General features: G+C 70.8%; 14 protein-coding genes and 3 pseudogenes. 7 read left to right on the plus strand and 10 right to left on the minus strand.

Annotation, left to right across the window (positions count from 1 at the left end):
• Positions 1 to 16: 16 nt before the first annotated feature.
• Positions 17 to 772 carry a Uma2 family endonuclease gene (locus WMF44_RS23755; protein ID WP_437301390.1) on the minus strand — a complete coding sequence of 252 codons (756 nt, stop codon included), beginning with the start codon at positions 770 to 772 and terminating at the stop codon, positions 17 to 19.
• Positions 773 to 1,289: 517 nt separating this feature from the next.
• Between WMF44_RS23755 and WMF44_RS23760 the strand changes: the two are divergent.
• From WMF44_RS23760 to WMF44_RS23780, 5 genes and pseudogenes are all read left to right on the plus strand, one after another.
• Positions 1,290 to 4,627: pseudogene (locus WMF44_RS23760) on the plus strand (CheR family methyltransferase); the annotation flags it as partial.
• Between the two features lie 181 nt (positions 4,628 to 4,808).
• The gene (locus WMF44_RS23765) at positions 4,809 to 5,108 is read left to right on the plus strand and encodes a response regulator (RefSeq protein ID WP_437301391.1); all 300 of its coding nucleotides are present in this window, start codon (positions 4,809 to 4,811) and stop codon (positions 5,106 to 5,108) included.
• Positions 4,996 to 5,679: pseudogene (locus WMF44_RS23770) on the plus strand (chemotaxis protein CheB); the annotation flags it as partial. The gene WMF44_RS23765 and the pseudogene WMF44_RS23770, both read left to right, overlap by 113 nt.
• A gap of 131 nt (positions 5,680 to 5,810) precedes the next feature.
• A complete protein-coding gene (locus WMF44_RS23775; RefSeq protein ID WP_437301717.1) occupies positions 5,811 to 6,197 on the plus strand; it encodes a hypothetical protein in 387 nt (128 codons plus the stop codon).
• 100 nt (positions 6,198 to 6,297) lie between these two features.
• Positions 6,298 to 6,975: pseudogene (locus tag WMF44_RS23780) on the plus strand (DNA alkylation repair protein); the annotation flags it as partial.
• A 175-nt stretch (positions 6,976 to 7,150) separates the two neighbouring features.
• Here the strand turns inward: WMF44_RS23780 and WMF44_RS23785 are convergent.
• The 5 genes from WMF44_RS23785 to WMF44_RS23805 form a co-directional block, all read right to left on the minus strand.
• Complete coding sequence (locus WMF44_RS23785) at positions 7,151 to 7,699, minus strand: DUF892 family protein (RefSeq protein ID WP_437301392.1); 549 nt, start codon at positions 7,697 to 7,699, stop codon at positions 7,151 to 7,153.
• Positions 7,700 to 7,793: 94 nt separating this feature from the next.
• Complete coding sequence (locus tag WMF44_RS23790; RefSeq protein WP_437301393.1) at positions 7,794 to 10,124, minus strand: alpha/beta fold hydrolase; 2,331 nt, start codon at positions 10,122 to 10,124, stop codon at positions 7,794 to 7,796.
• Between the two features lie 62 nt (positions 10,125 to 10,186).
• The gene (locus WMF44_RS23795) at positions 10,187 to 10,768 is read right to left on the minus strand and encodes a hypothetical protein (RefSeq protein ID WP_437301394.1); all 582 of its coding nucleotides are present in this window, start codon (positions 10,766 to 10,768) and stop codon (positions 10,187 to 10,189) included.
• Complete coding sequence (locus tag WMF44_RS23800; protein WP_437301395.1) at positions 10,765 to 12,048, minus strand: AAA family ATPase; 1,284 nt, start codon at positions 12,046 to 12,048, stop codon at positions 10,765 to 10,767. The genes WMF44_RS23795 and WMF44_RS23800 overlap by 4 nt, the downstream gene beginning before the upstream one ends.
• A gap of 96 nt (positions 12,049 to 12,144) precedes the next feature.
• Positions 12,145 to 14,724 (minus strand): DEAD/DEAH box helicase, encoded by a 2,580-nt coding sequence (locus WMF44_RS23805; protein ID WP_437301396.1) that lies wholly within the window; start codon positions 14,722 to 14,724, stop codon positions 12,145 to 12,147.
• A 350-nt stretch (positions 14,725 to 15,074) separates the two neighbouring features.
• On the opposite strand from WMF44_RS23805, the gene WMF44_RS23810 reads away from it, so the two are divergent.
• Both WMF44_RS23810 and WMF44_RS23815 read left to right on the plus strand, forming a co-directional pair.
• Positions 15,075 to 17,966, plus strand: coding sequence for a hybrid sensor histidine kinase/response regulator (locus WMF44_RS23810; RefSeq protein WP_437301397.1), 2,892 nt, complete (start codon positions 15,075 to 15,077; stop codon positions 17,964 to 17,966).
• 107 nt (positions 17,967 to 18,073) lie between these two features.
• Positions 18,074 to 18,382, plus strand: coding sequence for a rhodanese-like domain-containing protein (locus tag WMF44_RS23815; protein ID WP_231865002.1), 309 nt, complete (start codon positions 18,074 to 18,076; stop codon positions 18,380 to 18,382).
• Between the two features lie 16 nt (positions 18,383 to 18,398).
• Here the strand turns inward: WMF44_RS23815 and WMF44_RS23820 are convergent, their stop codons facing one another.
• The 4 genes from WMF44_RS23820 to WMF44_RS23835 all read right to left on the minus strand — a co-directional run bounded on the left by WMF44_RS23820 (position 18,399) and on the right by WMF44_RS23835 (position 22,087).
• Positions 18,399 to 18,722, minus strand: a complete 324-nt coding sequence (locus WMF44_RS23820; RefSeq protein ID WP_012236999.1) for a hypothetical protein — start codon at positions 18,720 to 18,722, stop codon at positions 18,399 to 18,401.
• A 64-nt stretch (positions 18,723 to 18,786) separates the two neighbouring features.
• Positions 18,787 to 21,096 carry a serine/threonine-protein kinase gene (locus WMF44_RS23825; protein ID WP_437301398.1) on the minus strand — a complete coding sequence of 770 codons (2,310 nt, stop codon included), beginning with the start codon at positions 21,094 to 21,096 and terminating at the stop codon, positions 18,787 to 18,789.
• A gap of 216 nt (positions 21,097 to 21,312) precedes the next feature.
• Positions 21,313 to 21,708 (minus strand): HNH endonuclease, encoded by a 396-nt coding sequence (locus WMF44_RS23830; protein WP_437301399.1) that lies wholly within the window; start codon positions 21,706 to 21,708, stop codon positions 21,313 to 21,315.
• Positions 21,709 to 21,730: 22 nt separating this feature from the next.
• Positions 21,731 to 22,087: a hypothetical protein gene (locus WMF44_RS23835; protein ID WP_437301400.1), complete on the minus strand. Its 357-nt coding sequence runs from the start codon at positions 22,085 to 22,087 to the stop codon at positions 21,731 to 21,733.
• Positions 22,088 to 22,229: the final 142 nt, after the last annotated feature.

Consider the following 22,229-nt stretch of genomic DNA (forward strand, 5'->3'; position numbering starts at 1 on the left):
CGGCCTCCGACCAGAGCTAGCCGCCGCCGGGCAGCTTGCCGAACCGCTGCTCGTACTCGGCCAGCCGCGCTGCGAGGAGCGTCGCCTCGTGCTGCGCCGCGCGTGCCCGCTCGTCGGCGGCCCGCGCCTGCTCCTCCGCGGCCCGCGCCTGCTCCTCGCCCGTGGGCACCACGCGCCCTTCCGGGTCGAGCCAGCGCAGCCAGTCGGCCTCGAGGCCGTGGTACGTGCCGCGGCGGACGCCGAGCCCGAGGTGCAGCCGCGGGCTCGCCACGTCGCCACCGGCGCCGGGTGCCACGGGCGCGTACGCCATCGTGGCGAGATCGAGCGCGTAGGCCTCGAGGACGCCGGTGAACGGATCGAACAGGTAGTACTCGGGCACGCGCAGCAGCTTCGCGTAGATCCGCATCTTGTCGGTGCGATCCACCTTCTCGGTGCTCTCCGAGAGCAGCTCGATCACCACGTCGGGCGTCCTTCCGTCCTCTTGCCAGACGACCCAGGACTTGCGCTCGCGCCTCACCGTGTCGAGCACCACGAAGACGTCCGGCCCGCGAAAGTCGTTCTTCTTTGCCTGGAGCTCGCTGAAGTAGACGGCCATGTTGCCGCCGACGTACACGTCGTCGCGCTCCTTCCACAGCAGATCCAGCGCCTCGATGAGGAGGTCCATCTGCTTGCGATGCCGCTCGGACTCCATCGGCTCCCCGTCGTCGTACGGCAGCTCGTCCTCGCCGGGCGGCGGGATCGGGACGAACGAGGTGTCGCTCTGAAAGGCCATGCGTCGCTCCTCCAGGGAGAGTACCGCTCGTCGCCCTCGCGGTCGAACGCCTCGCGGAGGGCCCCCCGTACCACGGCCCCACACCGGCCGCGACGGAGCTCCGTGACGATTCCAGGGCGACCGACGGCCCGACGCCCCCGGCGCGGTCTGCGCCTTTCGCCCCCGCGCCGCGCCGACAGGCGCCCCCCGGAAGAACTCTGCATGACAAAATTCGGGACGAGCGCGCAATGGCCAACAAGGGCGGCCCGCGAGTCGCGAGCTCCTGGAGCGAATCACGAGCTCTTTTGGCGAATCGCGAGCTCTTCACTCCATCCTCTTGCGGCTGTCAGTGAATTCTCGTCCTTCTTCGAATCCCCTCCGGAGGCGCGACACCGCCGCGCCCGCCGGACACGCGCCTGACCAAGCGCTGCACCAGGCTCAGGAGCGCCCTTATTTTTTGACCATATTTTGACCATAACCGCCCCGTCGCACCTCATCCGTCCTGAGATTCTCGTATATAAGAGCTCATTACAGACTCATGGCAGACCCCCGCATCAAACCTCAGCTCGTGGTGATCGGCTGCTCGGCGGGCGGGATCCAGGCCCTCAGCACGCTCGTCTCCACGTTCAGGGCTCCATTCCCGGCGCCGATCGTGATCGCCCAGCACCTCGACCCCCGGCGGCCCAGCCACCTCGTCGACGTGCTGGCCCGCCGCAGCGCGCTGCCCGTCCGCACCGTCGCCACGGTCTCCCGCTCGAGGACGGCGTCGTTGATGTCGTGCCCTCGGGGCGCGACGTGGAGATCAGCGACCACGAGCTCCGGCTCCGGCCCGACAGCACCGATCGACCCAAGCCGTCCGTCGACATGCTCTTCCGCACCGCGGCGGAGGTCTTCGGCGAGGGCCTCGTCGCCGTCATCCTGACCGGCAACGGCTCCGACGGCAGCGCCGGCGCCCTCCACGTCAAAAAGGGCGGCGGCACCGTCATCATCGAGATTCCCCAGACGGCGAGCTTCCCGGGCATGCCCGAGTCGCTGGCCCCGAGCACCGTCGACATCGTGGCCGATCTCGATCGGATCGGGCCCATCCTCAACGATCTGCTCGCGGGCACGTACATCGAGCCCCCCGCGGACGACGAGAAGCGGCTCCAGGAGCTCCTCGATCTCGTGCGCGAGCGGAGCGGGATCGATTTCAGGAAGTACAAACAGGCGACCATCCTGCGCCGGCTCCGGCGCAGGATGGCGGCCACGAACACGGAGTCCATCGAGGCCTACGGGCAGCACCTCACCGAGCACCCCGACGAGCTCCCGCGGCTCATCAACAGCTTCCTGATCAAGGTCACCGAGTTCATGCGCGACCCCGATCTCTTCGCGCACCTCCGGGACGTGATCCTGCCCGGGCTCATCGCCCACGCCCGCAGCGACAACAAGGCGCTGCGGATCTGGTCGGCCGGGTGCGCCACCGGCGAGGAGGCGTACTCGCTCGCCATCCTGGTCAGCGAGCTGCTCGGGGACGAGCTCGACGCCTTCAACGTCCGCATCTTCTCGACCGACGTCGACAGCGAGGCGATCGCGTTCGCCCGACGCGGGATCTACGCGGCGAGCGCCGTCGAGGACCTGCCCCACGACCTGCTCGAGCGCTACTTCGTCGCGGTCGACGGCCAGTACCAGGTCAAGAAGCGCATCCGCAGCCTCACCGTCTTCGGCGAGCACGACCTCGGCCAGCGCGCGCCCTTCCCGCACCTCGATCTGGTGGTGTGCCGCAACGTGCTCATCTACTTCACGAGCGACCTCCAGCGCCGAACGCTGCACCTCTTCGCCTTCTCCCTGCGAGAAGGCGGTTACCTCGTGCTCGGCAAGGCCGAGACGACGAGCCCGCTCAGCGAGTACTTCGTCCCCAACGACATCCACTACAAGATCTACGTGCGCCGCGGCGAGCGCATCCTCATCCCCCCCGGTCCCTCCCTCCCCCCCGTGCTGCCCAGGCGCGCTCCCCGCGGCAAGAGCCCCCTCATGAACATGCGGCCCCTCAGGGAGCAGCCGCGCGCCCGCCTGTCCATCGACCTGCTGCTCTCGGGCTTCCGCCAGGGCATCGTGGTCATCGACAGCCGCTACGACATCCTGGAGATCAACTTCGCCGCGCGGCGCCTGCTCGGCATCCACGGCACGGCGCTCGGGCAGGACTTCGTGCACCTGGCGCAGGTCATCCCCCACCGGCCGCTGCTCGACGCCATCGACGCCGCCTTCCGGGGCGAGGCGCGGGACCCGATCGAGATCGCCCTTGACCCGACGCCGCAAGGCGAGCGGACCACCATCCAGCTCTCCTGCGTCGTGCCCCAGATCGAGCTCGACCCGAGCAAGCTCGCCGTCGCGCTGCTGGTGATCGAGGACGTCACCGCGGCCGTGCGGCGCCGGGAGGCCAGCGACGACGCGATCGCCCAGGGGGCGCGGCTCCGGGCGGAGCTCGATCGGACGGCGGCCGAGCTCGCTCGCCTGCGCTCCGAGCTCGACGCGCAGGCCGCCGCGCGCGCGCAGGCGGAGCGCGCCGGCGAGGCGGACAGGCTGATGATCCGGCGGCTCTCGGAGCAGAACCGGCAGCTGCTCCGGGCCAACGAGGAGCTCACGTCGGCGCACGAGCAGCTCCGCGCCCTCAACGAGGAGCTGATGGTCTCCACCGAGGAGGCGCAGGCCGCCATGGAGGAGGTCGAGACGCTGAACGAGGAGTTCCAGGCGACCAACGAGGAGCTGGAGACCGTCAACGAGGAGCTCCAGGCGACGATCGAGGAGCTGAACACGACGAACGCCGATCTCGAGGCGAGGAGCCGCGAGATCCAGGAGCTCTCCGCGCCGATCGAGAACGAGCGGGCGCGGCTCTCCGCGATCCTGCACAGCATGGGCGACGCGCTCCTCGTGGTCGACGGCGCCGGGCGTCCGGTGCTCACGAACGACGCGTATTTCACGATGTTCGGTGAGGGCCGGCCGGTCGCGATGGACGACAAGGGCCGGCTGCTGCCCGCCCACGACGCGCCGGAGCAGCGGGCCGCGCGAGGCGAGAAGTTCCAGATCGAGTTCTCCATCCCCGGCCCGGGCGGCGCGAGCCGGCACTTCGAGGCCACCGGCCAGCCCATCGCCACCGGCAGCCCGCGCCCCGCAGAGACGGCCGAGCGCGGCGTGATCGTCCTCCGCGACATCACGGACCGGAGCCTCCGCAAGCTGCAGGATCGCTTCATCGCGATGGCGAGCCACGAGCTCCGCACGCCGCTCGTGCCCCTTCACGGCTACCTCGACATGCTGCTCAGCCTGCTCCCCAGGGACGGCGACGCACGCCTTCACCGCTTCGCCTCGCTCGCCCGCAACCAGAGCGAGCGCCTCGCGCGGCTGGTCGACGATCTCGTGAGCGCGAGCCGCATCCAGACCGGGAAGTTCGAGCTCCAGCTCGAGGACGTGGACCTCGTCCCGCTGGTCGCGAGCGCCGCCGAGGGCGCCCAGTCGCTCTCGGCGACGCCGAAGATCCACGTCGTGCTGCCCCCCGGCACCGCGGAGCCGCTCGTGGTGAAGGGCGACGCCGCGCGCCTGGAGCAGGTCCTCATGAACCTGATCGTCAACGCCTTCAAGCACGCGAACGGCACCCCCCAGGTCGAGGTGCGATTGCGGCGCGCAGGCGGGGGCGCCGAGCTCGACGTGGAGGACTACGGCCCGGGGATCGCCGCGGCCAACTTGCCTCACCTGTTCTCGAGCTTTTACCAGGTGGAGAGAGGCGGCCACCCCTCCGGCGGAGGCATGGGCCTCGGGCTCTTCATTTGCAGGGAGATCATCAGGGCGCACGGCGGCCAGATCTTTGTGCGCAGCACGGAAGGCAAGGGGGCGACCTTCACGGTCAGGCTGCCGCTGATCGAGGACCGACAAGCACACGACGGATGCGCTGAATCGACGCCGCTCTCCTGCGCTCGCGCGCGGCCGGTCGAGCGGCGCTGCGGAAGGGACCAGGCCCATGAAGGGGACGATCTTGGTGGTGGAAGACGACCTGGACTCGAGCAACATGCTCCGGGAGCTGCTGGGGATGGCCGACTATGCCGTCGAGTCGGCCGAGACCGCCGACCAGGCGATCGCCGCGTTGACGGAGCGGCGCTACGACGCCGCGTTGCTCGATCTGACCGTGTCCGGCGCGACGACAGAGGAGCTGATCGAGCGGCTGCGGGGCGTGTCGGATCGGCCGCCCATCGTGCTCTTCTCGGCGCGGACGCCCGATGATCTCCGGACAGCGGCCGAGCAGCTCTCGGCGGCGGCCGTCATCCAGAAGCCGGCGAGCATGGGTGTGCTCCTCTCCACCATGGCGCGGGTGGTCCGCCCGCCTTCGTAGGCGGCGCCTGCGAGCGGGGCCGCGCCTCTCCTCTTCTTCTCGTCTTCTCGTCTGCTTCGCTTCTCCCCCTCTCCTCAGCGAGGCGCACTGTGCCGGAACCGGACATCATCACGATCGGGGCGTCGGCTGGAGGCGTGGAGGCGCTGATCGTGCTTCTCGGGGGCTGCCTGCCGAACTGCCAGCGTCTCTGTTCGTGGTCCTTCACCTTCCGCCGACGGCGCGGCGCATGCTCGCCACGATCCTCGGGCGGTCGACCCGGCTGCAGGTGGGGGTGGCGGTCGACGGCGAGCCGATCGAGCGAGGGCGGGTCTACGTCGCGCCGGTGGACAACCATCTCCTGCTCGGAGATGGCGTGGTGCGCGTGGTGCACAGCGCGCGCGAGAACGGGCACAGGCCGGCCGTGGACCCGCTGTTCAGGACCGCGGCGGCGGCGTACGGCAACCGCGTGATCGGCGTCGTCCTCTCCGGCATGCGCGACTGCGGCACGGCCGGGCTCATGGATGTGAAGCGCTACGGCGGCATCGCCGTGGTCCAGGATCCGAAAGACGCCCTGTTCTCGGAGATGCCGCAGAGCGCGCTCGACAACGTCCCGGTGGACCACAGTGTCCCCTTGGCGCAGCTGGCGCCGCTCCTCATGGATCTGGTGCAGCAGGAGGCCGGTGGAGCCCCGGCAGAGCGGCGATCGGCGACAGGGGGGCGACGGTGGATGCGATCGAGAGCGATTTCACCTGTCCGGGGTGCGGCGGGAACCTGGTCCGGCGCGACGACGGCGCGACGCTCCAGTTCAGGTGCAAGGTCGGCCATCGCTACTCTCCGGAGGGCCTGGAGGACGAGCAGGCCTCGGCGCTCGACGCGGCGCTGTGGATCGCGCTCCGCACGATCGAGGACAGCGCGGCGCTGGCGCGGCGGATGGCGGCGCGCGCGGCGGAGCGGAACCAGCCGCTGTTGCTGGCCCTTTACGAGGAGCGAGTCCGGGTGGCCGAGGAGCGGGGCGCCCTGGTGCGCCGGGCGCTGCTGGGCACCGGTGAGGGCAACGGGCCGACAAGGAGCGCCAGCCCGACGCGGGGGCGGCTGCCGCCGACGGGGTGAGCGGCCGCTCGCGGAGCGGGCCGAGGCCGCGGCGCCGCGGAGGGCGCGGCGGGGCGAGCGCGCCGTGGCGCACGATGGCCAGAAGGGCTAGGTGTGGCCCATGGATTTTGCCAAGGTGATGGGCGAGCTGGAGCGGCTCGGCACCGAGCAGAACCGCAAGGTGTACCGGCGCCACGGGATGACCGATCCGCTCTTCGGCGTGAGCTTCGCCCACATGAACGCGCTGGAGAAGCGGATCAAGCGCGACCACGAGCTCGCCGAGGCGCTGTGGGCGACGGGCAACGGCGACGCGAGGACGCTGGCGGTGGCGATCGCCGATCCGGAGCGCTTCACCTGGGACAAGCTCGAGGCGTGGCTCGACGGCCTGCGCTCTCCGCTGCTCATCGACCTGCTCATGAAGCGCGTCGCGCTGAAGACGCCGTTCGCCCGGGACGCGATGGCGCGCTGGACCGCGTCGAGCGACGAGTGGATTGGCCGCGCGGGCTGGACGCTCCTCGGCCTGCTCGCGACCGAGGACCCGTCGGTTCCCGACAGCGTGTTCGAGGAGCGGCTCTCGGTGATCGAGGCGTCGATCCACCGGGCGAAGAACCGCGCCCGCGAGGGGATGAACAGCGCGCTCATCAGCATCGGCGGGAGGAACGAGCCGCTGCGCGGCACGGCGCTCACGGCCGCGCGGCGCATCGGCAAGGTCGAGATCGACCACGGCGAGACGAGCTGCAAGACGCCCGACGCGACCGCCTACATCGAGAGCATCTGGGCCAGGAAGCCGGCGGCGAAGCCCACCAAGGCCGCCGCGAAGCCCGCCAAGGCCGCCGCGAAGCCCGCCAAGGCCGCCGCGAAGCCCGCCAAGGCCGCCGCGAAGCCCACCAAGGCCGCCGCGAAGCCCGCCAAGGCCGCCGCCGCGAAGCGAGCCTAGCCCGCCAGTTCCGCCACACGCGCCGTCCGGCGCTGGATCACACAGGGTGCGCCGTCGTGAACAGCTCGCCTGGCGGCCCGAGCAGCTCCTTGCGGGTGAGCCGCTCGACGACCTTGCGCGTGAAGATCAGGTGATCTTCCTCCTCGTGCAGGCGGCGCCGGAACGCCTGCCTCGCCTCGCTGTCGTCCGCCTCGTCGGCGAGCTCGAGCAGCAGCTGCCAGCCGGCGTTGTCGACGAGCTCCGCGGTGAGCAGCGCGTGGAAGAGGTGGGTCGGGTTCATGTCCCCGTCGAGCACGATCTGCTCGATGCCCCGCGACTCGACCGCGACGAGCCGCGACATGTCCGTCTCGGCGTGCGCGTCCCCGCCCAGCGCGCGGATCTGCGTCTCGAGCCACTCCTCGTGCTCCTTCTCCTGGTCCCGGTGCTCCTTGAGCTGACCGAGCCGGGTCATCAGGAGGGGATCGGCCGCGCGGCCGATCTTCTCCACGATGGAGTCGTACAGCTTGACGCCTGCGCGCTCGAAGGTCAGCCGCTCGCTGAGCAGGTCGATGGCCTTGTCCCTGTTCGTCTGTGCAAGCTTCTTCATGGATGCCTCCGACCGGGGCGCATGCGATTCGCAGGCCGCCGCGCGCCGCGCCTGCGCGGCGGGCAGCGCGCCGGCCGGGCGCGGCGCGCGGCGATCAGAGGTGCTCTGTCAGGTACTCGACGATGGCGCGGTTCGCGTAATGGCTCGCGGCCGGCGACCGGTAGCCGTGCCGCTCGCCCGGGAACACGAGGGTGTCGAACCGCTTGTCCGCGGCCATCAGCGCCTCGATCATCTTCGCCGTGTGCGCAAAGTGCACGTTCTCATCCATGAGCCCATGCATGAGGAGCAGCTTCCCGCGCAGGTTGCCCGCGCGCCTCGTGAGATCGGTCGCCTCGTACCGCGCGGCCTCCTTGCCGAGGAGACCCATGTACCGCTCCGTGTAGCCCGTGTCGTAGAGCCGATCGTCGCTCACCGGTGATCCCGCGACGCCCACGTGGAAGCGGTCCGGCGCCATGAGGAGCGCCTCCAGCGCCATCCTGCCGCCGTAGCTGTGGCCGTAGATCCCCACGCGGCCCGCGTCGACGTAAGGCAGCGTCTTCAGGAAATCGAGGCCCGCGATCTGGTCGGCGAGCTCGACCTCGCCGAGGCGCCCGTAAATGGCGGACTCGAACGCGCGCCCGCGGTTCGCCGAGCCGCGGTTGTCGAGCTGAAACACCACCACCCCGCGGTCCGCGAGGTGATTCCACAGGAGCCAGGGCGACCACGAGTTGAACACCGTCTGGACGCCGGGCCCCCCGTACACGCTCACCACGACCGGATAGCGGCGGCCGGGCTCGATCCTCCGCGGCGCGAGCAGCGCGCCGTAGAGCGTGTCGCCGCTCGCGGCGCGCACCTCGACGATCTCGGGGGCGCGCAGCTCGAGCTCCGCGAGCTCGCGGTCCACGGGCGCCGGCAGCGCGCCGAGCTCGGCGTTGTCCGCGCCCCTCACCGCCCCTTTCCACGGGCGATCCAGGGCCGCGTGGAGCTCGACGTACCCCGGTCCCCTCGGATCCACGGTGATCTGGTGCATCCCCGGGTCGGACGTGAGCCGCTTCAGCTCGCCGCCCGCGAGCGGCACGGCGTAGAGGTGGCGCTCGGTCGGGCCGTCCTTGGTCGCCACGAAGCGCGCGAGGCCGCGCTCCTCGTCCGGCGGAAGGAGCGAGGTGATGTCCCAGTCGCCCGCGGTGAGCCGCGCGAGCTCGGCGCCCGAGCCGGCGTCCCGCAGCGCGAGGTGGTGGTGGCCGCCCTCGGCGGTCGACCAGAGGAACCTCGGCGAGCGCTCGAGGAGCCGCATGTCGGCGAAGTCCACCCACGTCGGCGAGGTCTCGACGACGACCTCGGCGGCCTCGCCCGAGCGCGGCCTCGCGCGGAGGAGCGCGAGGCGCTTCTGGTCGCGCGAGAGGGTCTGGAGCCAGAGCGCCTTGCCGTCTTCCGCCCAGGCGAACCGGCCGAGGTAGCGCTCGCCTTCGCCATCGCCGCCCTTCCACGTGAGCCATGTCGTCTTCCTGGTGGCGAGATCGAGGATGCCCGCCCGGACGCGGGGGTTCTTGCCGCCGACGCGCGGGTAACGCGCCATCATGAGATCTTCCTTGCCGTCGCGGAAGCCGAGGACTGGCACCTTCTCGACCTCTCGCTCGTCGACCTCCAGGTAAGCCACCCGGTCGCAGCCGGGGGAGATCCAGAAGCCGCTCGGCTCATCGAACTCCTCCTGACCGTTGAAGTCGCTCAGGCCGCGCGAGACCCCCTCGGGCGCCCCCCGGGTCAGCGCCGTCTCGCGGCGCGAGGCGACGTCGACCATGAAGAGCTCGCGCCCGCGGACGAACACCACGCGCTCGCCGCCGTCGCACACCTTCGGATCGATCTCCGGCGCGGGCGTGTCGGTGAGCCGCGCGATCGCCCCTTTCGGGTCGCGCGCGTCGCGCAAGAAGAGGTCGCCGCCGAAGGGGATGAGCAGCACCTCTGCCCGCTTCGCCCACGAATAGGCCGTGATCCCCCTGGAGAACATGCGCTGTCGCTCGCGGCGGAGCTCCTCCTCGCGCGACAGCGGCTTCGCGTCCTTCAGCAGGTCGCCCGAGGCGACGAGCTGCCGTGTCTCGCGCGATGTGGTGTCGAAGGCGAAGAGCGCCTGCTCCGGCCGGTCCGCCTGCCGCTGGAGGTAGGTGATCAGCTTGCCGCCGGGCGCATACTGGATTGCCCTGGGCAGCCGCGCTCCGAGCGGCGGTTGCCGGCCGAGGTGGGCGTACGTGATCCGGCTCGCCTCCGGCCCGGCGATGCGCGTCTTCTCGAGCGAGGCGGCCTGCTTCACCGCCGCGGCGGCCTTGGCGGGCGAAGCGGCCTTGGCGGGCGAGGCGGCCCTCGGCGGGGACGAGCCGGTGGGCGGGGCGCAGGCGGCGGCCAGGAGAACGGAGAGCGACCACCAGCGAGCGGGGAGCAGCGGACTTCGCATGTCCGCTATCTCTCCCGCTGCCGCCGAGATGTCAAACAGTGCTGCCGGCCGCGTCGTCCGGGTCAGATCCGCGCGCGGATCCGCGCGGCGAGGCGCCCGAGGTCCTCCGGGCAGAGCTGGAGGATACGTCGTATCGAGCGCGCCGCCTCTTCCGCGACGATAGCCCGGCCAGCAGCATCAGCAGCCATCTTGCGGTGCTGTGTCAGGAAGCTCGCGAAAAAGGATTCCTTCGGGTGAGCATCGGCGCGAATTTCGAGCCATTTCCACTCCGAGGGGAGGTTGTGCCCCGCGAGCACCCAGACCTCGATCTCCTCGATCGCGAGCTCGCCGAGCAGAGCCTGCCCCTCCGCCAGCACGGCGGCGCTCCGCTGCTCCAACGAATCGAGGGCGGCTCGCCGCCCGGCGTTCTGCGCACCATCGCGATCGACGAGGAGCAGAAAGAGATCGGTTTGGCCTCCCCAGCGATCGAGGATCTTGTGAATGCGCTCCCACTTGAGCGCCTCCCCTACACCGCCGAGCACCGGCTGCTCGCAGACGCGAACCTTGGCCTTGGGCCTGCCCAGCTCGGCCATGAGCGCCTGGATGATGGGCCTGAGCAGCTCCTTGTCCCGGCGTGAATCCTCGGGGATGATCAAGACGTTCACGGCCCGCTCTCCTCGGGAGAAGCTCGCTTCGTGGGCTCCCTCGGGGATGCGGCGAACTCCATCATGTCCTCGAACCACCCCGACGCCAGCAGATCACCGCGATCGTGGCCGCGGAGGACGCGCTCCGCGTCGGGGACATCGACGAGGCGGACGATGCGACCGGACGGCTCTCCCTCCAGCCGGTAGACGAGCGATGCGTGCGCGAGGAGCTCGTCGTCGAGCTGCGCGAGGAGCGCGGGCGAGTGCGTCGTCGCGACGACCTGGACGCGGCCGTCGCGCGCCCGTGCGCTGATGAGGTCGAGCAGGAGCCGCAGCCGGCTCGGGTGGAGGCCGCTCTCGATCTCCTCGAGAAAGAAGAGCGTCGGCTCCGGTGAAAGGAGGGCGGCGAGGAGGCCGAGGAAGCGCAGCGTGCCCTCCGAGGCGCTGTACGCGGACAGCTCGGTCCCGTCCTTCTCGACGAGGACGAGCAGCACCTGCCCGCGAAGATCCGCTGGGAACTTCAGATCGACCACGTCCATCGGCGTCAGCGCGCGGAGCCAGTGCAGGAGCTCCGATTTGGTGTCCTCGCGCGAGCAAAGGGTCTGCAGGACGGAGGACAGGTTCTCCCCACGATCGGAGAGGTTGGCTTGTCCCGGAACGCTCGGCTGACACATGGCGGCGGGAGCGAGGTCGATGAAGCGCATCGACCCGAGCGCGCGCTCGGCGCTGATGACGGCGTCAGGGGGCTCGCCAAGGAGCCTCGTCAGCGCGGGAGCATCCGAGCGCTCGGACTGTATCCAGGAGTCGGGCCCCTCGATCGAGTCGGGATCATTGACCGTGATGATCAGCTGTTCCGACAGCTGTCCTCCCGACGTATTGCGGTACGGTCGTGCCTCGTAAACGAGGATGGGGCTCGTCCCGCCAGAGCGAAGCGACTCCGAGGCAACCCGTGGCAGCGGAGCTATCTCCACCTCGATGGAGTATCGTCCCGCATCATGGACATCACCCCCCTCGACGGCCAGATCGATGTCCACCTCGAGGACAAAGCTCCCCGCCCCCCGGAAGCTCGCCTCCCGCACGCCACCGCGCAGCCCGTCCCATTGCCGCTCGCCGGCCGTGTACTTGCCCCCGAAGATCTCTGCCAGTGTGTACCCACGCCCGACCCCGTGCAGGAAGCGGAGCGCCTCGCGCACGTTGCTCTTCCCCGCCGCGTTCGCCCCGACGAGCAGCGTGAACGGACCCAGCGAGAGCGTCGCGTCCTCGAAGTTCTTGAACCGTACCAGGCGGACCCGCCTCAGCATCGTTCAACCCTACCCTTCTCCGCGCGTTGCTCCGTCTCGGCCCTGGAGCATCCCATGCGATGGTCGATCCCCGCCAGCGCTGCCGCTCGCTCTCGGTCAGCTCGCGATGCGCCGGAGCACGATGACCGGCCGCCCCGCCTCGCGCGAGCGATCGATATCCACCTTGCAGTCGAGCATCCAGTCGTTGTGGTCCTCCGGATCGGCGATGATCTGCTGGACGACCCAGGAGCCGCCGTCCTCGGCGGGTTGGATGATCGTGTTGCTCGGGCTCCGGGCCGCCGGATCGGTGCGGATCGCGGCGTGCTCCGCGTAGTAGCCTCGGAGCGCCTCGTCCAGCCGATCCGCCGTCCAGGGCGCCTCCTCCCCCTCCACCATCTCGGCGGCGACCTCGTAGTCGCGGCGGGCCAGCGCGCGCAGGAAGAAGAAGAGCTCGTTCCTCACGAGCACGGTGAACTCCTTGACGTTCCGCGTGACGTCGAACGCGGCCTGCTCCACGGCGCCGCCCGGCGCCGCCGCGCGCGGCTGGAACGACGGGTCGCGCAGCCGCTCCCACTCGTCGAGCAGGCTCGAGTCCACGCCGCGGATGAGCGCCCGGAAATAGGCGATCATGTCGATGGTGTCGCTGTCCTTCGCGTACTCGGGCACCGTCTGGACGAGCGCCTTGTACACCTCGGAGACGTACCTGAGGAGCAGCCCCTCCGCCCGCTCCAGGTTGTACTCCCGGATGTACTCGCTGAACGACAGGTATTGCTCGTACATCTCGCGCGCGACGCCCTTCGGACGGATGTTCTCCTGCCCCACCCAGGGGTGCCGCCGCGCGAAGTCGTTGTAGGTCCCGTAGATGAACTCGCGGTTCGGCCTCGGATAATCGAGCTTCTCGAGCTCCTCCATCCGCTGCTCGTACTCCACGCCCGCCGCCTTCAGCTCCGCGAGCTTCTCGGTCTTCAGCCGATCGAGCTGCTTCTGCAGGATGAGGTCGGGGTTCTCGAGGATCGACTCGACGAGCGTCAAGAGATCGAGCGGATAGGTGCCGCTGTCGGGATCCAGCTTGCCCACCGTCTCGAGGACGTAGAGCGAGAGGGCGTGGTTCAGCGAGAAGTCTTCCTGGAGATCCGCGTTGATGCGGAGGCGCTTGCCCGGCCCGTCTTCCCTGGGGACGAACTCGATGATGCGCGCCTCCACGAGCGAGCGGAAGAGGAGCATCGCCGTCCTGCCGTGCTGGCGCCGGACCGCCGGCCGATCGTGGGTGCCGCGGATGAGCCGCTTCAGCGCCAGACAGCCGCCCTCCTCGCGCCCGAGCACGTTGACGAGCATGCCGTGCGTGACCTGGAACCGGGACACGAGCGGCTCGGGCGGCGACTGGATCAGCCTCTCGAACGTCTGCCGGTCCCAGTGCACATAGCCCTTCTCCGGCGGCTTCTTCCTGACGATCTTCCGCCGCTTGGCCGGGTCGTTCCCCGCCTTCGCGTCGAGCCTCATGTTCTCGATGACGTGCTCCGGCGCCTGGGCGACGACGCTCCCCTGGTTGTCGAACCCCTTCCGGCCGGCCCGGCCGCTGATCTGCTGGAAGTCACGCACGCTCAGGATGGCCGTCTTCTCGCCGTCGAACTTGCAGAGCTTCGTGAACAGCACCGTGCGGATCGGGATGTTGACGCCGACGCCGAGCGTGTCCGTGCCGCAGATGATCTTGAGGTGCCCCTGCTGGGCCAGCTTCTCGACGAGCAGCCGGTATTTCGGCAGGAGCCCCGCGTGGTGGAGCCCGATCCCGTGCCTGACGAAGCGCTGCACCTCGCGGCCGTAGGGGCTCGAGAACTTGAACGGATCCCCGAACGCGGAGCCCGGCCCCGCGCCCGCGAGGGCGGCGGTGATCGCCCGCTTCTCCTCCTTGGTGCAGTAGTCCTGGCTCATCAGGTTCTGCGCCTCCTCGGCGCAGCCCCGCTGCGTGAAGCTCACGATGTAGATCGGCGCCTTGCCGCTCTTCACGAGCGTCGCGACGGTCTCGTGGAGCGGCGTCTCGCGGTACTCGAAGTCGAGCGGCACCGGGCGCACGGTCGACTTGATCACGGCGGTCTGCTCGCCCGTCAGGCGCGTGAGCTCCTCCTGGAAGAACTCGGTGCCTCCGAGCGTGGCGCTCATGAGCAAGAACCTCGCCTGCGGCAGCGTGAGCAGCGGGATCTGCCAGGCCGCGCCGCGATCGCGATCCGAGTAGTAGTGGAACTCGTCCATGATCACGTAGTCGCAGAGCGCCTTCTCGCCCTCGCGGAGCGCGATGTTCGCGAGGATCTCCGCGGTGCAGCAGATGATGGGCGCGTCGCGGTTCACGGCCGCGTCGCCCGTCAACATGCCCACGTTCTCGGGGCCGAAGTCGTTGCAGAGCGAGAAGAACTTCTCGCTGACGAGCGCCTTGATCGGGCACGTGTAGTACGACTTCATCCCCTCGGCGAGCGCCTTGAAGTGCATGGCGGCCGCGACGAGCGACTTGCCCGAGCCGGTCGGCGTGTTGAGGATCACGTTCTTGCCGCCGAAGATCTCGAGGATGGCCTCCTCCTGCGCCGGGTAGAGCTCGAGCCCCCGCTCGGCGACGTAGTCGAGGAAGCCGTTCAGGAGATCGTCGGCCGTGAAGTCGTGAGGCGACGGCGGGAGGCGAGCGAGGAGCGGGGCGGCGGCTTGATCCATGGCGGCTGTCGGGCGCGCGCCCATGGGCGCGGGCCCACCATGCAGAAGCCTGGTTTCAGCGAGAATGCAAGCAAACTCCTCCATGTCCAGGCCGGATCGCCCGCGACGCGCGATAGGAGCGGGACCGACGCGGCAGGCGCAACCGACACCGCTGTCGCGCTGGCGCGGCCGACACGGCAGACGGAAGAGGCGGAGCGGACGCAGCAGGCCCCGCCCAGGCAAGCCGGACGAGAAGAGGACGGTGGCGTTCGGGGCACCATGCCGCCCGCAGCGTCACGCGATCGTGATAGCGTGGCCGGACGAAACACCAGGGGGGAACGCCATGCAACCACGGCCGAACGGGCGGGTGCATGGAGGATCAGGGCGAGCGGCGGATGGGGGAAACGGCCGGACAACCAGCCTGGGCGACGCGAGCGCCCAGCAGGGGGACCGCGCGGATCGACGCGTCGAGCGGGAGGATCCTGCGCGTCAGCAGCTCGCTTTGCCTGCTGCTGGGCTACTCGGAGGGCGAGCTGCTCCAGAAAAAGCTGTCGGATCTCGCGCTGCCGGAAGACCGCGCGGGCTCGCTGGCCGCGTGGCGCTCGCTCCTCGAAGCCGACGAGGAGGAGCTCACCTTCGAGATGAGCTGCCGCTGCAAGGACGGCGACGTCCGCTCGCTCCACGTGACCGGCGTCTTCGTCCGTGACGTCCGGCAGAGGCCGTATCGCGCGGTGGTGTTCGTCGAGGACATCACCGAGCCGAGGAACGCGGAGGAGCGGGCGCTCGCCGCGGAGCAGGCGCTGGCGGAGTGCGAGGCCAAGCTGCGGAACATCTTCCACAGCAACATGGCCCCGATGGCCTTCTGGACGCATGACGGACGCATCATCGAGGCGAACGACGCCTATCTGAAGCTCGTGGGCCACACGCGGGAAGAGGTCGCGGCCGGCCTGGTCCGCTGGGATGCCGACATGTCGCCGGAGGATCGCGCCGCCGGCGACCGCGCCCTGGCGGAGCTGCGGGCGAGCCGGTGGACGTTCACGCCCTTCGAGAGGACCTATGTGCTGCGCGACGGCACGCGCCTCAAGATGCTGGTGAGCGGCTGTCTGCTGCCCGGTGAGCGGTACGAGGAGGCCGGCTTCGCGATCGTGCTCGACATGACGGCGCTCCGGCAGACGGAGGCGGCGGTCCAGCGGTGCGAGCAGGTCTTCCGCGCCATCGGGGAGTCCATCGACTATGGCCTCTGGGTCAGCGACGCGGCAGGACAGAACATCTACAGCAGCCACGCGTTCCTCCAGATGGCCGGGATAAAGCAGGAGCAATGCTCGGGTCACGGGTGGATCGAGACGCTGCACCCGGACGACCGGCAGAAGGTCGCGATCTTCGAGGAGTGCGTACGGCGGGGTGAGCCGTTCGAGGAGGAGCTCCGTTACGTCAGCCCTGACGGCGCCGTCCACCCCGTCCTCAACCGGGGCGTCCCGGTCCGCGACGAGCAAGGCGAGATCACCGCCTGGGTCGGCATCTGTCTCGACGTCAGCCGGCTCAAGCGCACGGAGGACGCGCTGCGCGAGAGCGAGGGCCGGCTCCGCGCGGCGCTCGACGAGGCGCAGCGGGTCATCGCGGAGCGCGGGCGCCTGGAGGACGAGCTCCGCGCGCGCGAGCGGGAGCTCGCGTCGCTGATGGCGAACTCGCCCGACGTGATCTACCGCCTGGACCTCGACCTGCGCTGCACCTTCATGTCGCCCACCTCGTGGACGGTGATGGGGTTCCCGCCGGAGCATTACATCGGCAGGACGCCCCACGACAACGGGCTCCCGACCGAGGTGATCGAGGTGAGCGAGGCCGCGTGCCGCGAGGCGCTCGCGACGGCCAGACCGCAGCGGATGGAGTTCAGCCTCGGCGGGCGGCGGTTCCGCGCCCGGATCATCCCCGAGCTCGGGCCCGAGGGCAGCGTGGACTCGTTCATGGGGATCACCGAGGACGTCACCGCGGAGCGGCTGGCCGAGGAAGAGCGCCAGAAGCTGCTCGAGAGCGAGCGCGCCGCGCGCGACGAGGCGGAGCGGGTGAGCCGGGTCAAGGACGACTTCGTCGCGACGCTCTCGCACGAGCTGCGCTCGCCCATCAACGCCATCCTCGGCTGGGCGCGCATCCTGCGGGGCCGGGCGCCCGATGTGCAGACGCTCGCGCGGGGGCTCGAGGTCATCGAGCGCAACGCGCGGCTCCAGGCCGACATGGTGTCCGAGCTGCTCGACATGAGCCGGATCGTCTCGGGGAAGCTGCGGCTCGACGTGCAGCCGGTCGACCTGCCGACGGTCATCCAGAGCGCGATCGAGGCGATCCAGCTCGCGGCGGAGACCAAGGGGATCGCGGTCGCCTCGAGCATCGACCCCGAGGCGAGCTCCCTGAGGGGGGATCCCGCGCGGATCCACCAGGTCGTCTGGAACCTCCTGTCGAACGCCGTGAAGTTCACGCCCCCGGGCGGGCGGATCGACGTCGCGCTGCGGCGCGAGGGCGCGCACGCCGCGCTGTCGGTGACCGACACCGGCATGGGCATCGCCCCGCAGTTCCTCCCCCACCTGTTCGAGCGCTTCCGGCAGGCGGACGCGTCCTCGACGAGGAAGCACGGCGGGCTCGGCATCGGGCTGTCGATCGTCAAGCACCTGGTCGAGCTGCACGGCGGCACCGTGGAGGTCGCGAGCCAGGGCGAGCACCTGGGCGCGACCTTCACCGTGACGCTGCCGCTCGCCGGCGTCTCGCAGCAGGCGCCCGACGCGGCGGAGCGCCCCAGCGAGGCGTGCGCCGAGGCGCTGGCCGACTACCCGGGCGCGTCGCTCGCCGGCATGCGGGTGCTGGTGGTCGACGACCAGCCCGACGCGCGCGAGGTCGCCCAGCGCGTGCTGGAGGAGTGCGAGGCGACGGTCACGACCGCGGGATCCGCCGCCGAGGCGCTGGCCATCCTTTCGCAGGATCGGCCCGACGTCCTCGTCAGCGACCTCGGGATGCCTGGCGAGGACGGCTTCCAGCTCATCCGCAGGGTGCGGGGCCTCGACGAGGCGCTCGGCGGGGCGACGCCGGCCGTCGCGCTCAGCGCGCTGGCGCGGGCCGAGGACAAGGCGCGGGCGCTCGGCGCCGGGTACCAGGCGCACGTCGCCAAGCCCCTGGATCCGGCCGAGCTCGTCGGGGTGATCGCGGCGCTGGCCAAGGATCGGGCGAACCAGACGAACCAGACGAGCGAGACGGCTCCGACCGATCGGACGAGCCGATGAGCCGATGAGCGGCGGTTGCTCCGGGGGAGCTCCTTGGATTAGGTAGAAGCCTTTACAGCGCCGTCCACGGCGGGATGGCGAGCACGGCCATGGTCCAACAGATTTCCGTGAAAGACCTCTTTCTGAAGCTGAAGGCGGGCGAGCCCGTGTACCTCCTCGACGTGCGCACGCCCGGCGAGCACGAGATCGCCGCGCTGCCGGGCAGCACGCTGATCCCGCTGAACGAGCTCGTCGAGCGGGCCGACGAGGTCGCGCCGGGCGAGGGCGCGCTGGTCGTCGCCTACTGCCACCACGGCGTCCGGAGCCTCTCGGCCGCCGCCCTCCTCGAGAAGCTCGGCCACGAGCGCGTCGCCTCGCTCCAGGGCGGCATCGACGCGTGGTCGATCCACATCGACGAGAGCGTCCCGCGGTACTGATCCCCCATCGACGAGCTCAGTTGAGCGAGGCGGCGCCGAGCCGGAAGTAGAGCGATCGGCCTGCGCCGCACGCGCTGCAGGCGACCTTCGCGACGCGGAGGCGGACGCCGTCGAGCGTCTCGGCCGTGTGGTCTTCCACGCGGAAGGCGCCGCGGCAGCGCGGGCACGGGATCGACCGGGCGGCCACCTCGACCTGCGAGGCCGCGTCGAGGGGGATGGCGCGCCCGGGGGTGTGGCCCGGCTCGAGCAGCGCGAGCCGCTCGATATCGCGGGTGAGCTTCGCCGACGTGCGATCACCTTCGCGCCGGGCGGCGCGGGCCGAGAGCTTCTTCTTCGCCATGATGCCTGTCCCTGCGGCCCGCCGGTGTGGAGACGCCGCCCGCGCGGGGAGCGCGAGGCCGGGTCTACCGCTTGTCGCGGATCGTCTCCAGGTCCTCGTACACGTCCTCGGCGCCTCCGCCGTACACGTCGCGCTCTGGCGAGACGGTGCGCGAGCGCGAGGGCGCGAGGGTGCCGGGCCGCCGCCGCACCTTGGGGGGCCGGACCCCTTGCGGGCGGTGTTCAGGGACCGCTGCGGGCTCGGGCGTCGTGGCGGCAGCGTCGACCGCGGAGGGCGCGTCGGCCCCGGCCGGATCCGCGGGTTGCGAGGGCGCTTCCGGGGCCGGCGCGACGCCGGAGGGCGCGGGCGTGCCGAACGGCGCAGGGCCGGCCGTGCCCGCGAGGGTCATCGGCGCGTCCTGGCCCGCCGGCGACCTGGCGGCCACCGGCGCGCTCGAGCTCGCCGACCAGCGCGCCGCGGCGAGCGCTACCGCGGCGAGGAGCGTTGCGGCGGCCGCGATCCACGCGCCCGCGTTGCGGCGCCAGCGGAACGCGCGGGAGCGCCACCGCTCGCGGCGGCGTTCGGTCCCTTCGCGCCGGCTCCAGGCGATCTCCTTCCCGTCCGGCTGGCCGTCCGGCTGGGTCAGCGGCACCGCCCGCTTGCCCGCGCCGAGCTGCTGCGGCGGCGCCCCCCGCTTGCGCGCCATCGTCAGCGTGGGGCCGTCCTCGCGCGCCATCGTCAGCGTGGGGCCTTCTTCGCCCGCCATCGCCGACGTGGGGCCCTCCTCGCGCGCCATCGTCAGCGTCGGGCCTTCATCGCGCGCCATCGTCAGCGTCGGGCCGTCCTCGGGAGCCGCCTTCAGCGCGATGCCGCTGTCCTGCGCCGTCTTCAGCGCGGCGCCGCTGTCCTGCGCCGTCGCCGGCGCGGGGCCGATGTCCTCCGCCATTTTCAGCGCGGCGCCGCTGCCCTGCGCTGTCGCCAGCACGGAACCGCTGCCTTGCGCCATCTTCAGCGCGAGGCCGTCGCTCCGGGGCATCGTCAGCGTGGGGCCGTCCTCGGCGCTCCCCCCGTGCGAGGACCGGTCGTTCCGCACCATCTTCAGCGTGGGCCTGCTGTCCTGCGCCGGGGTCGTGGGGCCGCTGCTCCGCGCCAGCGCCAGCGTGGGCCGCTCCGCGACGGCCACGAGGGGGAGCGTGCGACGCTCGCTGGACGGGGCGTCGGCGCTGGACGAGGTCGCCGCCGCAGCGCCCTGGCTGGGCAGGGTGGTCACGTGGTCGCCGCCGGGCGCGAGCGCCGTCGAGCAGGGACCTGCCCCGGCTCCCGCCCCTTTTTCGGCGTCCGGCGCGTCCGGCAGGGTCGACGAAGCGCCCGGGCCGTCGTTGGCCGCGGCGGGCAGCGTGCTCGCGACGCCGTCGCCCGAGGGCCCGAGGGGCCGCGACGACGGAAAGGCCTTGCCCCGGGCGATCGCCTCGATCTGCGCCAGGGCGCGGGCGGAGTGCTCCGAGCCGAACGGCGCGAGCTCGCGCGCCAGATGCGCCACGGTCTGGACGCGCAGCTCCGGCTCTTTCTCGAGGCAGCGCAGGATGATGTCCTCGAGCCGGGCCGGAAGATCCATCCGGTGCACCCGCGGCGGCGTGGGCGCCTGCATGGCGATGGCGACGAAGAGCGCCGAGATCCTGGACACCTCGAAGGGAAAGCGCGCCGTCAGGAGCTGGTAGAGGATGACGCCGAGCGACCAGATGTCGGTGCGCGCGTCGACGTCTTTCGAGCACCGCACCTGCTCGGGCGACATGTAGCAGGGGGAGCCGAGCATCATCTCGGACGCCGTGAGCTTGCCGTCGTCCTCGGCGGCGGCCGACTTGGAGAGGCCGAAATCGAGCACCTTGACGATGGGCGCGCCGGTCGCGCCGGTCGTGAGGAAGAGGTTCCCCGGCTTGAGGTCCCGATGGACGATGCCGCGCGCGTGCGCCTCGGCGATGGCCTCGCAGCCCTGGATCACGTAATCGACCGCCTCGGACACGGGCAAGGGCCCGCGCGCCTCGATCTCCCGCTGGAGATCGCGGCCGCGCAGGTACTCCATGACGAGGTAGGGGACGCCGAGATCGCCCGTGCCGACGTCGATGACGCGGGCGACGTGCTCGCTGCGGATCGCCGCCGCGGCGCGCGCCTCGCGCAGGAAGCGGGCGCTCGCGCCGGGCAGCGTCATCGCGCGGGGGAGGAGGAACTTGACGGCCACGCGCTGGCGCAGCGAGACGTGCTCGGCGGCGAAGATGACGCCCATGGCGCCCCGGCCGAGGCTGCGCTCGAGGCGGTATTTCTGCGCGAAGACCTCGCCTATCGCTGGGATGCCCGCCGTTGACGCGGGGGCATCCGGTTCCGATGGCCCGACCTCCATGGGCACACTATAGCCGCGCTCCCGCTTTTTTTGACGCGAAGATGCGGGACGTCGGGGGTGGGGGCGGCCGGATGCGGGGGCAGCGGAACGCGGTCGCGAGGGTCGCCGTAGGCGGGCCGCGCACCTTCCATCACTCCCATGGTGGGCGCCATCGGCCACGCGCGGCGCGCGAGGCCCAGACGTCCTCACGCGCCCCCCCGCGCTCGCCCCTGGCAGCTACCGCGGCCCCGGGAGCAGCCCTGCCGCGACCAACAACCGTCGCTCCGCGCGCCGGCGCGGGTGGTTGAGCTGGAGCAGGCGCACCGTCACCCGTGCCACGGCGGACTTCGGGACGAGCTCCTCCCCATGCACCTCGAAGTGATCGCTCCAGGCGTCCCGCCGCGGGTTGAACAAGGCTGTGAGCTCCCCGGTCTCCACATCGATGGAAGCGAGATCAGTCCCTTTGTGCTTGTTGCACAGGACGCAAGAGAGGGCGAGATTCTCCGGTGCGGTCGCGCCACCATGCTTCAGCGCAACGATGTGATCGATCTCGTGCGCCGCCAGCGTCATCTGCTCCGGGATGAGGCAGTACTCGCAGCGACCCCCGGCTCGCTCGCCGACGAGCCGCCGCAACGCGGCCGTGATTTGCGTGGGCTCATCTGTCCTTGAGCTTCATCGCCGCCTTCGCCTTGGCGATCCGGACCAGATGCTCGATGTAGTCGATCCGTTCCCACTCGAGCTGCTCTTCGGGGCTGAGCCCTGAGCGGCGGCTCTTCTCCAGGAGCTCCTGGATCCGATGCTGCAGCGTCGGGGCTGCCCGGAGGCCCAGCACCTCTTCGGCCGTCGGCAAGGTCGCCAGGAGCTCCAGGATATCCGCGACCCCCTCGTACTCCGAGGAGGCTTCCGCGCTCAGCGCACGCAGCCCGAGGTCGAGAATCCGAGGCAATCGATCCGCCAGAGCGTGCAGCTTCTCGGCAACCTCGTCAGGGACGTCGAGGGTGATCGACGACATGGCACCTCGCGCAGCGTTGGCTCGGGTGAGCCTAGCGCGTCCGGCGCCATCGCCGTCGCGCGAACTTCATGGTGACTCCCTCGCGAGGCGCGGCAAACGCAAGAACGGCGTACCGCACGCGGCGCCGTGCTCGAGGGGGTCC

Origin of the sequence: Sorangium sp. So ce426, from assembly GCF_051475585.1 — a bacterium.
Taxonomy (GTDB): Bacteria; Myxococcota_A; Polyangia; order Polyangiales; family Polyangiaceae; genus Sorangium; species Sorangium cellulosum_B.

Excerpts from the sequence above, each read along its gene's own strand:
- WMF44_RS23810 (WP_437301397.1), top strand. The coding sequence starts at position 15,075 with ATGGAGGATCAGGGCGAGCGGCGGATGGGGGAAACGGCCGGACAACCA.
- WMF44_RS23790 (WP_437301393.1), bottom strand. The coding sequence starts at position 10,124 with ATGCGAAGTCCGCTGCTCCCCGCTCGCTGGTGGTCGCTCTCCGTTCTC.
- WMF44_RS23835 (WP_437301400.1), bottom strand. The coding sequence starts at position 22,087 with ATGTCGTCGATCACCCTCGACGTCCCTGACGAGGTTGCCGAGAAGCTG.
- WMF44_RS23785 (WP_437301392.1), bottom strand. The coding sequence starts at position 7,699 with ATGAAGAAGCTTGCACAGACGAACAGGGACAAGGCCATCGACCTGCTC.
- WMF44_RS23755 (WP_437301390.1), bottom strand. The coding sequence starts at position 772 with ATGGCCTTTCAGAGCGACACCTCGTTCGTCCCGATCCCGCCGCCCGGC.
- WMF44_RS23765 (WP_437301391.1), top strand. The coding sequence starts at position 4,809 with ATGGCCGACTATGCCGTCGAGTCGGCCGAGACCGCCGACCAGGCGATC.
- WMF44_RS23820 (WP_012236999.1), bottom strand. The coding sequence starts at position 18,722 with ATGGCGAAGAAGAAGCTCTCGGCCCGCGCCGCCCGGCGCGAAGGTGAT.
- WMF44_RS23825 (WP_437301398.1), bottom strand. The coding sequence starts at position 21,096 with ATGGAGGTCGGGCCATCGGAACCGGATGCCCCCGCGTCAACGGCGGGC.
- WMF44_RS23800 (WP_437301395.1), bottom strand. The coding sequence starts at position 12,048 with ATGCTGAGGCGGGTCCGCCTGGTACGGTTCAAGAACTTCGAGGACGCG.
- WMF44_RS23805 (WP_437301396.1), bottom strand. The coding sequence starts at position 14,724 with ATGGATCAAGCCGCCGCCCCGCTCCTCGCTCGCCTCCCGCCGTCGCCT.